The organism is Pseudomonas quebecensis, from assembly GCF_026410085.1.
In the GTDB taxonomy this organism is placed as follows: domain Bacteria; phylum Pseudomonadota; class Gammaproteobacteria; order Pseudomonadales; family Pseudomonadaceae; genus Aquipseudomonas; species Aquipseudomonas quebecensis.
The window spans coordinates 4,028,459-4,042,238 of the sequence record NZ_CP112866.1 but is presented as its reverse complement, the minus strand read 5'-3'; the positions used below and the strand labels follow the sequence as shown (position 1 = coordinate 4,042,238).

Here is a 13,780-nt window from a genome sequence, read left to right as displayed (position 1 = left end):
ATTTAAGATGTTTTCTGAATATATATTGGTTTGTTTTCTGCTTATTTGCATAACGCCTTGCTTCGGCCAGCCAGCCGTGGTAACCCTAAGTGCGCTTTTTTAGTGTTTTTCAGCCCTTCTTGCCAGTCGTCAGGTATCCCTGTTGCGTAGGTAACTACATATCTTCGGTGAAAAACTAACCTGAGAAAAAGAGGATCTTGTGGTAAACGAGCTTGCTGTGGTGAGCGGTCTTGCCCAGCGCCGGACTGCGAAGCGGCCCCCAACCCAGGCACCTCAATGCTAACTGGAGAGCCGCAGTGTCATTGATGTGGCGGCTTCGCCACCCAGCGCGAAACCCGCCCACAGAGTTATGTATCAGTCTTTAAAGTTTGTGTAGATACCTATGCAGTCAGGGCGCTTGTTGCTGATCAGCGCGTAGTGGGGGCTTTGTTACGGGGATTTGCAGCAGGTTAACGGGCGGGGGTGATGATGAAGTTATATCACCCCTTCAATCATTTTTGTAGGTGTTGCAATCAACTAACTATCAAATAAAATGTCGATGGCCGCGTCGATGCCAAGCTCTTTTAATTGCTCTGCGAACGAGGTTTTTGTTATGCCGTTATACCAATATACAATTACTTGGCCCTTCATATCAGCAAGGCGTACATTATCCGCTAAAGTCGATCGGGTCTCAGGAGGCACTCCGACCGCAGGCCCATAGCCATGTTTTTTTCCGTCTAAAACACTTTTAAAACGATTAATCGAATCATGGCGGGTAGGACTGTGCTCTTTCGATTTTTTTGTAAGCTCTGTTATTGTGTCAGGAGTGAATGCATTGGTTGAAGCCATTGGAATGTCAGCAGCCTTGCCACCGAATACCTTAACCGCCAGGGTTCGCATATCTTTTACTTTTGTATTATTTATATCCAGGTGAAGGATAACGCTGCTAAAGTTAGACATATCCATAATTCTAATGAGCGCAATGTCGCCCATTTCGACAGGACGAAGGTTTGCGATGCGCTCGTCTTCGATGGCTTTTAGTCTGTCATGCTCGATTTCTTCAGGAGTTCTAGGAGGTAGACCTTTTTTCAAAAGAGTGTCGATCCAATGAACGTACTCTTCAGGATCTGTATAGATGTGATCTATAAACATCCATCCTTTCTTCGCTTCGTCTGGGCATTTTACGAACAAAGCATAAGTGTTACTTTTGTCAGGAAGTGATACTTCCTCCGGAGATACACTTGTGCCGAAAGTATTTAAAGATTTATAAATATTTAAACTTTTTTTTAGATCGAAAAAGAATTCAGCCCCGTCGCTTGATTCGTATTCTGGATCCCCATTGTAGATGCTCAATACTTCGCCGAAGATCGCTGGGGTAAGGAGGGCGCGGGAAGAATCGGAAAAATCTGGTGATACATACCCGTATCTAGAGTGACTCTCAGGCAAAAATTTTATAAGTGCGACCTTGGACATAATACACCTCACAAGTTGATCTGTTCAGACAGACTCTATGCGGGAAAGACATCCGAGGCTACTGTGAGATATGACAGTTTTTTATAGTTTTTTGCGATTATCATCATACTGTTATCGACATTTCAGCATTCAATTGTCCGTGTCGCGTAGAAAGGCGTCCCCCTGTATTGACTATTGTCACGTGGCTAAACGTGTTCCATCGTTTACGGGCAGTTTGCGAGGGTGGTCGCTGTTCGGATCAAGGCCGCTGACAGCCCATTGCCCCAACCCCCTGCAAATACGACATCAGCAACGGCGCCATGCCCTTGAGCACCTGCACCGGCAACGCCGAAGTGAACGTGAAGTTCTGCGCCTTGCTGCCCGGCACGAATGCGGTGAGGGTGCCGAAGTGGTGATCGCCGATGTAGAACACGAACGTCGCGGTGCGGTTGATCGCCTTGGAGCTGAGGATGCGCCCACCGGCGCCGATGGCTTCGATGCGGTTGTCGCCGGTGCCGGTCTTGCCACCCATGGCCATCGGGGTGCCGTCTTCCTGTTTGAAGCTGCCGGCCACGCGCTTGGCGGTGCCGGTGTCCACCACTTGGGAGAGCGCGCCGCGCAGGGCGGTGGCGACTTCGGAGGGCATGACCCTTCGGCCCTGGTTGGGATTGTTGACCAGTCGGGTTTCATAGGGCGTGCCGGCGGCGAAGTGCAGGCTGTCGATGCGCAGCACCGGAATGCGCACTCCGTCGTTAAGAATGATGCCCATCAACTCGGCCAGGGCGGCGGGGCGGTCGCCGGAGCTGCCGATGGCGGTGGCCAGCGACGGCACCAGGTGGTCGAACGGGTAGCCGACGGCTTTCCAGCGTTGGTGAATCTCCAGGAACGCTTCGATTTCCAGCATGGTGCGAATGCGGCTGTCGCGTGCGCGCTGGTGCCGGCTCTTGAACAGCCAGCTGTAGACTTCCTGGCGCTCGAATTGGCTGGCCTTGACCACCTCGCTGAACGTCGCCTGCGGGTGGTTGAGCAGGTAGCCCAGCAGCCACAAGTCCAGGGGATGCACTTTGGCGATATAGCCCTGATCGGGGAGGTCGTAGGCGCCGGGACCATAGCTGTCGTACAGCGTGTCCAGGCGTTTGTCGGTCAGCGCCTGCTGACCCTTGGCGCTGACCAGGTGGGCGCGCACGAACGCGTTGAAACTCTCCCGGCTGGCTTCCGGCAGCAGGTAGCGGTGCACGGCGGCCAGGCGAATGGCCGTGGGGTGCAGCCCGTCGAGGAAAGTTTCCAGGCGAGCCTGGGTCTCTTTCTTCTGGTACTTCTTCCAGAACTTAAGCAGGAACGCAGTGCCTTCGCGGTCGGCGAACTGCGCCAGGTATTCCTGGCGGCGAGGCTCGCTGTCGTCCTTGAGCAATTGCGCGGTGTTGTTGGCGCCGGCGTAGGTGGTGTAGCGCACCAGGTCACGCATCAGGCGAATAAACGGCAAGTTGATGGATTCGCGCAGGGCGTCGCGCAGGGTCGGGTTGCGGCCGTTGTCTTCGTTGCGAAAATTGTGGAAGCGATGCAGGCCGCCACCGGTGAAGAAACTTTCCGCGGGGCTGGCCGAATAGGTGCGATCGAGCGCGGCGTCGAGCATGTTCGCCAGTGTTTTACCGGGGTTTTGCAGTAGATAGTCCACGGCCCAGCGGCTGATGCGGTCCTGCTCGTCTACCTCGACCTTCTTCAACGCCGCCGGCGCCAGGGCGCCGTAGCGGTCGTGCAGTTCGGCGACGATTTGCAGGTAGGTCGTGAGCACCCGCAGCTTGGCGGTGGACCCCAGTTCCAGCTTGCTGCCTTCGTTGATATCGAAAGGTTGGTCGGTATTGTCGGTCTGTACCCGCACTCGCGCGCTGTCGTCGGTACGTTCGAACAGGGTAAAGCTGTAGCGCACCTGCGGCGTGCTGGCCGGAGTAAGCAGGCGCTCGCCCAACAGCCCGACCTGGCCGGCGAACGTGGGGTCGGCCAGGTGCTTGAGGTACGCCGTGACCTGTTCCTGCAACTGGCCCTGCAAGGTGCTGGTGGCGGAGAGATCAAGGCGGTCGAGGTCATACAGCGGGCGGTCGAGCAGGGCGCCCAACCGGCTGCGCGCGACGCTGACGCCTTTATTGGTATCGATCATCTGGATCGTCGGTTGCTGCTGCCAGTCGCGGTAATCGACCTTGCTCGCCAGCGCCGCCGTGAGCAGTGCCGGTTCGATCACACCGTTTGCCGCCAACAGCCTCAAGTGGCTGTCGGTCAACTGCGCCAGCTCTTCACGGCCCTTGGACAGGTAATGCGAAGGCCGCCGTTGGGCGATCATCAGCGACAGCACTTCGCGCAGGGCCAGGCCTTTTGGCGCGAGGTCGCCGGGGTCGCTGCTCGCGAGCAACGCATTGCTTTTGTCGAAGTCGGCGCCGTACCAGACCCGCAAGCCTTCAGCCATGCCATGCACTTCGCCATGCCCCGGCACGGCGGACAACGGCACGCTGTTGAGGTAGTCGCGCACGATAGTCCGCCGGGCCTGCAAGGTCTGCGGGCCGTCCTGATAGGCGCGCACGCTGGCGGAAATCATCTGGCGGATTTTCTCGCCGCCCGAAAGGGTCAGGCCGTCGGGCGAATGGCGATATTTTTCCAACTGCGTGGCCAGGGTGCTGCCGCCGGCGGTCTGCCCCGGCAGATGCAACAGCCTGGCCACCTGCGACCAGGCGGCCTTGGCGAAGCGCGGCCAATCCACCGCCGGGTTGGCTTCGAGCGGATTCGGGTCGAGCAAGTCGCGGTTTTCGATGAACAGCAGGCTGTCGACCACCACCGGCGGTATGGCGGCAAAGCTTTGGTACGACTGCTGTGGGTAGGTGAACTGGTACAGCGGCGCGGCGCGACAGTCGGTGATCGACAGGCCGGCCTGGATTTTTTCGGCGTAAGGCACGAACAGGCCACGCTCGGTATAGGCCATCAACGGCGCGGAAAAACGTGCCTGGCGTTCAATCAGGTAATTACGTTTGAGCAGGCGCGGCAGGAACGTGTCGAGGTCGCTGTAGCCCAGGCGCTTGTCGAAGGGCCCGGCGCCGGGATAGACGATCGCATCGCTGGGCCCTGCCTGTACCTGGTAGGTCAGGGTGGCGGCCAGGCGGCTCAGCTGTTGGGACTGCCATTGGGCGGTGCGCATTTCCCGATGGGTGGCCACGCCGGCGGCAATCAGCAGCATTGTCAGCAGCAGCCCTGCCATGCGCCACCCGTAGCGTTTTCTACGCGGGCGTTTTGGCAATGGCTGCTCATCCAGGCTGCTGGTGGAGGCTGCGCACTGGGTTGAAGCGGTTTGCCATAAAGCGCCCATAGTCGATTGATCCATTCACGCAGATTGATCGGACTTGAATGAAGCTTAGACGCTGATTGGCGTGCGCAAGGCGTGCGTACACGTCCTTTTTTATCGTCGTCGCCAATGCGGGACGGGCTCGCATCGCGGGGTCGCCAGGCATCGGCGATTGTGTCGGATGCAGGCCCAGGTGTTGGTCAAAGGCTTGATCCAGAGCCTTCGCCGTTAGCCCTGAAGCTGCGCCTAGGGATAGGATGCCGCCCCCAGGCTGTGCAATACTCGCCGCCGTTTCGCTGGGTCAATGCTCCGCCAGGCAGTTAATGCCCCTCCGTGTGAGCGGGTTTTGCCGCGAGTTCTGGCCAAATTTTGCCATTTATTGAGTGAAAAGCCCTGTCGCGGGCTTTTTATACTGCACGCCCGCTGATCTGACCGATTGTTCTGTCAGACGCGTCCGCCCACGAGGCCGGCGCGGTTCCCCAGGCACACGCGCTCACCCGCGCTAACGCCCACGACTCGGTGGATCAATCCAATAACAAGACGAGGTTGTATCCCTATGCCCTCCGGCAACCACCTGCCCCATGGCGAGACCGCTCAAGGCGGCCCGCTCAAACGCGAACTCGGTGAACGGCATATCCGCCTGATGGCCCTGGGCGCCTGTATCGGCGTCGGCCTGTTCCTCGGCTCGGCCAAGGCCATTGAAATGGCCGGCCCGGCAATCATGCTGTCCTACATCATCGGCGGCCTGGCGATCCTGGTGATCATGCGCGCCCTCGGCGAGATGGCCGTGCACAACCCGGTGGCCGGCTCGTTCAGCCGTTATGCGCAGGATTACCTTGGCCCTCTGGCGGGCTTTCTGACCGGCTGGAACTACTGGTTCCTATGGCTGGTGACCTGCGTCGCCGAGATCACCGCCGTGGCGGTGTACATGGGTGTCTGGTTCCCCGACGTGCCGCGCTGGATCTGGGCGCTGGCGGCCCTGGTGAGCATGGGCACCATCAACCTGATCGCGGTCAAGGCGTTCGGTGAATTCGAGTTCTGGTTTGCCCTGATCAAAATCGTCACGATCATTGCCATGGTCGTCGGCGGCGTCGGCATCATTGCCTTTGGTTTCGGCAACGACGGCGTGGCCCTGGGGATTTCCAACCTGTGGGCCCATGGCGGCTTCATGCCCAACGGCATGACCGGCGTGCTGATGTCCCTGCAAATGGTGATGTTCGCCTACCTGGGCGTGGAGATGATCGGCCTCACCGCCGGCGAAGCGCGCAACCCGCAGAAGACCATTCCCAATGCCATCGGCTCGGTGTTCTGGCGCATCCTGCTGTTCTACGTCGGTGCGTTGTTCGTGATCCTGTCGATCTACCCGTGGAACGAAATCGGCACCCAGGGCAGCCCGTTCGTGATGACCTTCGAGCGCCTGGGCATCAAGACCGCCGCCGGCATCATCAACTTCGTGGTGATCACCGCCGCGCTGTCGTCATGCAATGGCGGCATCTTCAGCACCGGGCGCATGCTCTATAGCCTGGCCCAGAACGGCCAGGCACCGGCCACCTTCGCCAAGACTTCCAGCAATGGCGTACCGCGCCGGGCGCTGCTGCTGTCGATCGCCGCGCTGCTGCTGGGTGTGCTGCTCAACTACCTGGTGCCGGAAAAAGTCTTTGTGTGGGTAACGTCGATCGCCACCTTCGGCGCAATCTGGACCTGGGTGATGATCCTGCTGGCACAGCTCAAGTTCCGTAAAAGCCTGAGCCCTGCCGAACAGAAAGCCTTGAAATACCGCATGTGGCTGTACCCGGTCAGCTCGTACCTGGCGCTGGCATTCCTGGTGCTGGTCGTGGGCCTGATGGCGTACTTCCCGGACACCCGCGTGGCGTTGTATATCGGCCCCGCGTTCCTGGTGCTGCTGACCGTGCTGTTTTACGTGTTCAAGCTGCAACCGACCCAAGCGGCGGCGCAGTCGGCTTGAGCCGGTGAACCCTGCGACCGCGCAAGGCGGTCGCAGGTCGGCGTTACCGGTCGGTGCCCGGCGGGGCCGGCCGTGGCGCGCTCAAACGCTGATTCAATTCCAGCCAGGCCGCCAGCACCGCCATCAACAGTAAACCCAGCAACGCACTGAATACCTGCATCGGCCAGGCATCCTCGACCTGGGCGTTGAGCATGTCCGCCAATGGGGCGAGCAACACCCCAAGGCAAAACACTTCCAGCGAATAACGCCCCATGCGACAGCACTGCCGCGCCGGCCAGTTCTGCGTCCAGCCGTGGGTGGGCAGCAGCTTGGCGGTGACATAGGCCAGGGCCAGAAAGTGCAGCAGGCGCACCGGCGACAGATCGGTCTTACTGATCGGGTACAACCATTCGCCGAGCAGCGCCGGCATCAGCGCGTCGTGAACGTGTGGCCAGCGCCACGACAGGGTGATCACACCGGCCGCCAGCGCATACACCGCCGCTGCCACAAACAATGGCTGGCGCATCAATGGCCGGGTGTCAGACGCGCGCGGTGCGCGGTAGTGAATCGACGCGGCGCCACCGAGCACGAACAACAATTGCCAGGTCACCGGGTTGAAGTACCACACACCGTCGGCGATTGCCGCCAGGTTCCAGCCCAGTTTCGGCGCCAACAGGTACACCGTCAGCGACACCGCCACCACCGCCAGCGGCGCTCGCACCAGTATCGGCAGCACCAGCGGCAGGCCGAGCAACAGCACGATATACAGCGGCAGCGGGTCCATCAGGTTGGGCTTGAAACGCAACAGCAGCTCATCGGTCAACGCCTGCTGCGGGTGGGTGATGAAGTGCGTGAGGCCCATCTCCTGCACCAGGTCGCGGGTCTCTACCTTGCTGTTGGCGAAGAACACGATGCCCATCAGCATCGCCAGCAGGAAGATATGCACCACGTACAACACCCAGGCCCTGCGCAGTATTTTAAGGCAGGCCATCCAGTAGCCCTCGCGTTGCAGCACCTTGCTGTAGGCCAGCACCGAGGCATAACCGGCAAGGAACACAAAGACCTCGGCGGCATCGCTGAAACCGATGTTGCGCAGGGTGATCTGGCCGAGGGGGTTGTGGGGCACGTGATCCCAGAAAATGAAGATCAACGCCAGGCCCCGAAAAAAATCGATGCGCGGGTCGCGTCCGTTCAGCATGGCAGCGGGCTCTTGAACAGTAGGTTTAGTCGTGGCGGGTAAGTGGCGGCGATGTCGTACGCCGCGTGTCGGGCGGGCGCAGGTTGGCGGTATTTGTAAGCAATTGCAAAGGCTGGGTATTACTGAATGTCTCGACAGCCCGCCCAAGTTGGGCGGGCTGAGGGCGTAGATCAGGCAGCAGCAACTTCAAGGGGTTCAAAGCTATCGGCCCGCGCCATCTGCCACATGCGCGAATAAAACTCGCCGTTCACTTCCCCGCTCAGCAACTCCCCTGGCTTGAGGAACACATGCAACTGCGAGAACAACTTGATCTCCGTCGCCGACATGCGCCGCACCAAGTGCTTGGCCGACAGTTGTGATGGGTGATCCAGCCCCGCCGCCGCGAGCATTTCGGCCAGGGCCTTGAGGGTGTTGCGGTGGAAGTTGAACACGCGCTGGGCCTTGTCCGGTACCACCAGGGCGCGCTGGCGCAGCGGGTCCTGGGTGGCGACGCCGGTGGGGCATTTGTTGGTGTGGCAGCTCTGTGACTGGATGCAGCCGATGGCGAACATAAAGCCCCGCGCCGAGTTGGCCCAATCGGCGCCGATGGCCAGCACACTGGCGATATCGAACGCGCTGACGATCTTGCCGCTGGCGCCGAGTTTGATCTTGTCGCGCAGGTTCAGACCCACCAGGGTGTTGTGCACGAACAGCAAACCTTCGCGCAGCGGCACGCCGATATGGTCGGTGAACTCCACGGGTGCCGCACCGGTGCCGCCTTCCTTGCCGTCGACCACGATAAAGTCGGGCAGGATGCCGGTTTCGAGCATGGCCTTGGCGATGCCCATGAATTCCCATGGGTGGCCCAGGCAGAACTTGAAGCCCACCGGTTTGCCGCCGGACAGTTCACGCAGTTGGGCGATGAACTGCATCAGCTCGATCGGCGTGGAAAACGCACTGTGGCGCGACGGTGAGACGCAGTCTTCCCCCATCAGGATGCCGCGGGTTTCGGCGATCTCTTTCGTCACTTTGTGCTTGGGTAGAATTCCGCCATGGCCGGGTTTGGCGCCCTGGCTCATCTTGATTTCGATCATGCGCACCTGCGGGTTTTGCGCCTGCGCGGCGAAGCGTTCCGGGTCGAAACGGCCGTCGCTGGTACGGCAGCCGAAGTAGCCGCTGCCGAGCTCCCAGGTCAAGTCGCCGCCATGTTCGCGGTGGTAGGGGCTGATGCTGCCTTCACCTGTGTCGTGGGCAAAGTTACCCAGCTTGGCGCCTTGGTTCAGCGCGCGGATCGCGTTGGCGCTCAATGAGCCAAAACTCATCGCCGATATATTGAACACCGACGCCGAATACGGCTGCGTGCACTGCGGGCCGCCGACCATCACGCGAAATGCGCTGGGGTCGCTCAGCGGCGCGGGGCGCATGGAGTGACCGATAAATTCGAAGCCCGACTGGTACACGTCGATCAAGGTGCCGAAGGGTTTGTCGGCGGTTTCATTCTTGGCGCGCGAGTACACCAGCGAGCGCTGGGCCCTGGAGAAGGGCAGGGCGTCGCTGTCGGATTCGAGCAGGTACTGGCGGATTTCCGGGCGGATGGCTTCCACCAGGTAACGAATATTGCCCAGGATCGGGTAGTTGCGGCGTACCGCGTGGGGGCTTTGCAGCAGGTCGAACAGGCCGATCAGGCTGAGCAGGCCGGTAACCCCGGTGATCGGCCACAGCCAGTCATGGTGGATAAACGGCAGGCTGGCGAGGGTGAACAGGACACACACGGCAAAGAAGGCGTAACGGCTTAGCAAGGACAGGCTCATACGGTTTCCTTGGGGTCGGACTCTTACAGGTCGGTGCGGCATTCTGCGCCGCAAAGGAAGGCCCGGACAACCGCAGGCTGCACTCAGGGCGGCCTGGACAGCCCCGTTTCAGACAGCGCGCGGCTGTCGGTGACGTCGAACCACGCCTGGTTGGCGGTCGTCGAATCGGCCCCGACGAACACCGTGAAGCGACCGGCTTCTACCACCGGCAGCCAGTGTTCGTCCAGCAAGGCAAAGTCCTGCGCGTCCAGGGTAAAACTCACGCTCCGCGTTTCACCGGCCTCCAGGTGGACCTTGCGAAAGCCGCGCAACTGGCGGACCGGGCGGGTCACGCTGGCGACGTCATCGCGCAGGTATAGCTGCACGATTTCATCGCCCGCGCGCTGGCCGGTATTGGTGACGCTGACTTGCACCGTCAGGGTGTCGGTGGAGGCAATCCGGTCAGCGCTGAGCCGAGGCGTGGAGTAGCTGAACGTGGTGTAGCTCAGGCCGAAGCCGAAGGGATACAGCGGTGACCACGGCGTGTCAATGTAGGCACTGACCCAACTCTCCCCTTCGCGAGGGGGGCGGCCGGTATTTTTGTGTGCGTAATAAAGAGGGATTTGCCCGACGCTACGGGCAAAGGTAATCGGCAATTTACCGCTGGGGCTGACATCGCCGAACAGGATGTCGGCCACGGCACTGCCCATTTCCGTGCCCAGAAACCAGGTCTCAAGTAAAGCGGGCGCCCGTTGAACGTTCTCAGAGAGCACCAGCGGGCGGCCATTCATCAGAACAATGATCACCGGCTGACCGGCGTCCAGAAGCGCGCGCAATACAACGTCCTGATTGCCCGGCAAGCCAAGGTCGGCGCGGCTGTGCGCTTCCCCGCTCTGGTCAGCGCTCTCCCCCAGCACGGCGATCACGACCTGGGCTTTCTGCGCAGCCTGTCGGATGGCCGGAAGGTTTTGAACCTTTTGACTGAGCGGGGAGGCGTCGGGCAGGTAAACGACCTCGGTGTTCGGTGCAACGGCGTTGCGTATCCCCTGCAGGATGGTGATCGAATCGTCGGCACGCCCTTGTGCGGACCATGGGCCGATCGTGGCCTGGGCATCCGTGGCGAGGCTGCCGACCACCAGCAGGTTGCGCAGGTGCTTGGGCAACGGCAGGAGCGCGTCGGTGTTTTTCAACAGCACGATGGATTGCTGCGCCGCTTCTCGGGCCAGGGCACGGTGCTGCGGCGTGAGGACGCTGGCCCGCTGCCGTGCCTCATCGCTGTAGCGGTAGGGGTCGGCAAACAGGCCCAGACGCTGCTTGGCCTTGAGGACGCGGCGCACCGCGTCATCCACGGCAGCCACGGGCACCAGGCCATTGCGCACCAGTGAGGGTAAAAATCCTCGGTAGGCGTGGCTGACCATTTCGATATCTATCCCAGCGTTGAACGCCAGACGGGCCGCGTCGCCGGGCACATCGGCAATCCCATGCTGGCTCAGTTCCCAGACGGCATTGGCGTCACTGATAGTCAGCCCGGTAAACCGCCACTGATTGCGAAGCACATCGCTCAACAGCGCCGTATTGCTGTGCAGCGGAACGCCGGCCAGTTCGTTGAACGATGGCATGATCGCGTCGACACCCGCCGCCACGGCTGCCTGGAACGGGGGGAAGTAGACCTCGCGCAAGGTGCGCTCTGAAACGTCGGCCACGTTGTAATCGCGTCCGCCTTCTGCCGCGCCGTAGGCCACGAAGTGTTTCGCGGTCGCCAGCATAAAAGAGCGGTCCGGCGGCCCTGCGCCATGAAACCCACGGACCTTGGCCGCCGCCAGCGCGGCACCGAGGAACGGGTCTTCGCCGGCGCCTTCCACTACCCGACCCCAGCGTGGGTCACGGGCAATGTCGACCATCGGCGCATACGTCCAATGCACGCCGCTGGCCGTGGCTTCGACGGCGGCCGCGCGGGCGGTGCGGTAGGCCAGGTCCGCGTCCCAGGCCGCGGCTTCGGCCAGCGGCACCGGAAATATCGTGCGATAACCGTGGATTACGTCAAAGGCAAACAGCAGCGGAATATGCAGGCGCGATTGGTTGACCGCCTGTTCCTGCAACCGCCGGGTCTGCTCGACGCCATAGGCGCCAAGCACCGAACCGACGGTGTTGATGGGCGCCGGGGACAGTTCACCGTAGTCAATGACCGGACCGGTCGGCGTGGTCTGAATGCCGAGCTGGCTGAGCTGGTCGATCTTCTCTTGCAGCGTCATCTGCCGCAGCAGGTCTTCCACCGTGTCCTGCTCGATGGCCTGCACGGCACCGCCGGTCATGCTCAATGTCAGGTAGATCAGTGCCAGTTGACGGTAAAACTTCATGTCGGTGGGCCGTTGTCGACCGGCCAAGGGGTACCGATGGCCGTCGATTCCGAGCGGAAGGGGTGGTACTGATACAGCCAGGTTTCAGACAAAGGCTGGCCATCCAGGCGCAGAAACAGTCGCATTTCCACGGGGTCGTTACCGTCGACGGTCAGATCGAACTGAGCGCGCCAATGGCCGGCCACACCGTTCGGCACTGCTTCGGTAAAGACCAGGCTGAGTTCGCCTCTGGAACAGCTGATCACGGCCTCGGGTTTGACGCTGGGCGCGAGCTTTTCCAGGGGCGCGCCCTGAAATTCCACCACGAATTTTCGTGTGCCCGCCGGCCGCGTCCGGCCGGGTTGACCACCCTTGCCCAGGCGCGTGGCCAGGCAACGCGCCAGGGACGATGGGTAGGGCTCATCGGCCAGCCAGTGCAGGCGATAACGCAGGTCATACCGATTGCCCGCTTCCGCAGGCGCCGAGGGCACCCACATGGCTACGATGTTGTCGTGGATCTCGTCGTCGGTGCCGTTTTCCATCAGTTGCACGCTGCCTTCGCCCCAATCCCCCAACGGCTCGACCCACAGGCTGGGGCGCCGCTGGTAATTCACGCCATCGAGGTAGTGGTCGAAGTTGCGATCGCGCTGCGACAGGCCAAAGCCCTTCGGCTGACGATCGCTGAATGCCGATACAATCGTGCGCGGCGGGTTGTTCAAAGGGCGCCAGATGCGTTCGCCGTTACCGGTCCACAGCGCCAGGCCGTCACTGTCGTGCACTTCGGGTCGCCAGTCGGCGGCCGTGCGCTTGGCAGCTTCGCCAAACCAGAACATCGACGTCACCGGGGCGATGCCCAATCGTCTGACGTTGTGACGCAGGAAAACCGTACAGTCCACGTCCATGATCACGCCGTGGGTACGGCTGATCACGAAACGGTATGCGCCACATAGGCTGGGTCCGTCGAGCCGTGCATAAAGGGTCATCGATTGGGCGTGTTCGTTCTTGGGTGGCTCGAACCAGATGTGGGTGAAGTCCGGGAATTCTTCCGCTTTACCGGCCTGGGCCACATCCAGGGCTATGGCACGTGCCGACAGACCGTATTGGTACAATTCGCCGATGGCGCGAAAGTACGATGCACCGAGAAACGCCACCCAATCGTTCCTTTCCCATGCCAGATTGGCCTGGTTGCCCAGGCGGCTCTCCTGGATACGAAAACCGGCGAACCCACTGTTACGCGGCAGATCGTGGGCCGGGCTGTCGGCCGGCATGTCAAAGTGCGCCGGGTCGTACACAATCTCGCGTGCCACGGTGTTGTCCAGGACATACATTCTGACGGGGGTGCGAAAGAATGAGCCCAGATGGAAAAACGTTACCGGAAACGGCCCCGGCCCTTTGGCGAACAATGCCTGCTCAGGTTTGAAGTGGATCTGGCCGTGGGCGCTGTAGTCCAGCTTGGCCAGCAGCGCGGCGGAGGCATGATTGGGGTAAACATAGGGTTTCAAGGCATCGGCCTGCGCCTGTTCGATCAGGTGTTCGAAAGAAAAGGCGCTGGCTTGCTCGGCATCGTCGGCAGCCAGGGCTCCTCGGCTCAGGGGCGTGAGGAGGGCGATCATTGAAGCGTACGTCAGAAACTCGCGGCGCGTAGACATGGTGGCCTTTGCTCGAAGAAAGTAACCAGGCACCACGATCGGTACTACGCGGTCAGGCAACCCTGTGGCTTGCCTGGAGTTTTGAGCGGAAGGAACGGTAGCGTCTACTGTCAGAAATAACAGGTCG

Annotated in this window: 7 protein-coding genes; 1 reads left to right on the top strand and 6 read right to left on the bottom strand. The window is 60.8% G+C overall.

What is annotated here, in order from left to right; translation table 11 throughout:
• Positions 1-516: 516 nt before the first annotated feature.
• Together OSC50_RS18830 and OSC50_RS18825 are read right to left on the bottom strand one after the other, a co-directional pair.
• Positions 517-1,452 (bottom strand): hypothetical protein, encoded by a 936-nt coding sequence (locus OSC50_RS18830; protein WP_266248103.1) that lies wholly within the window; start codon positions 1,450-1,452, stop codon positions 517-519.
• 238 nt (positions 1,453-1,690) lie between these two features.
• Positions 1,691-4,780 (bottom strand): transglycosylase domain-containing protein, encoded by a 3,090-nt coding sequence (locus OSC50_RS18825; protein WP_266248105.1) that lies wholly within the window; start codon positions 4,778-4,780, stop codon positions 1,691-1,693.
• Positions 4,781-5,312: 532 nt separating this feature from the next.
• On the opposite strand from OSC50_RS18825, the gene OSC50_RS18820 reads away from it, so the two are divergent.
• Positions 5,313-6,722: an amino acid permease gene (locus tag OSC50_RS18820; protein WP_181080497.1), complete on the top strand. Its 1,410-nt coding sequence runs from the start codon at positions 5,313-5,315 to the stop codon at positions 6,720-6,722.
• Positions 6,723-6,765: 43 nt separating this feature from the next.
• On the opposite strand, the gene OSC50_RS18815 is transcribed toward OSC50_RS18820, so the two are convergent.
• The 4 genes from OSC50_RS18815 to OSC50_RS18800 all read right to left on the bottom strand — a co-directional run bounded on the left by OSC50_RS18815 (position 6,766) and on the right by OSC50_RS18800 (position 13,617).
• Positions 6,766-7,899, bottom strand: coding sequence for an OpgC domain-containing protein (locus OSC50_RS18815; protein ID WP_266248108.1), 1,134 nt, complete (start codon positions 7,897-7,899; stop codon positions 6,766-6,768).
• Positions 7,900-8,069: 170 nt separating this feature from the next.
• Positions 8,070-9,689 (bottom strand): FMN-binding glutamate synthase family protein, encoded by a 1,620-nt coding sequence (locus OSC50_RS18810; protein WP_253510686.1) that lies wholly within the window; start codon positions 9,687-9,689, stop codon positions 8,070-8,072.
• An 83-nt stretch (positions 9,690-9,772) separates the two neighbouring features.
• Positions 9,773-12,025, bottom strand: a complete 2,253-nt coding sequence (gene bglX / locus OSC50_RS18805; protein WP_266248110.1) for a beta-glucosidase BglX — start codon at positions 12,023-12,025, stop codon at positions 9,773-9,775.
• Complete coding sequence (locus tag OSC50_RS18800) at positions 12,022-13,617, bottom strand: OpgD/OpgG family glucan biosynthesis protein (protein WP_266248112.1); 1,596 nt, start codon at positions 13,615-13,617, stop codon at positions 12,022-12,024. Before OSC50_RS18800 ends, bglX begins: the two co-directional genes overlap by 4 nt.
• Between the last annotated feature and the right edge of the window lie 163 nt (positions 13,618-13,780).

Coding starts and splice junctions, on each gene's coding strand:
- bglX (WP_266248110.1), bottom strand. CDS start 12,025: ATGAAGTTTTACCGTCAACTGGCACTGATCTACCTGACATTGAGCATG.
- OSC50_RS18830 (WP_266248103.1), bottom strand. CDS start 1,452: ATGTCCAAGGTCGCACTTATAAAATTTTTGCCTGAGAGTCACTCTAGA.
- OSC50_RS18815 (WP_266248108.1), bottom strand. CDS start 7,899: ATGCTGAACGGACGCGACCCGCGCATCGATTTTTTTCGGGGCCTGGCG.
- OSC50_RS18810 (WP_253510686.1), bottom strand. CDS start 9,689: ATGAGCCTGTCCTTGCTAAGCCGTTACGCCTTCTTTGCCGTGTGTGTC.
- OSC50_RS18820 (WP_181080497.1), top strand. CDS start 5,313: ATGCCCTCCGGCAACCACCTGCCCCATGGCGAGACCGCTCAAGGCGGC.
- OSC50_RS18800 (WP_266248112.1), bottom strand. CDS start 13,617: ATGATCGCCCTCCTCACGCCCCTGAGCCGAGGAGCCCTGGCTGCCGAC.
- OSC50_RS18825 (WP_266248105.1), bottom strand. CDS start 4,780: ATGGGCGCTTTATGGCAAACCGCTTCAACCCAGTGCGCAGCCTCCACC.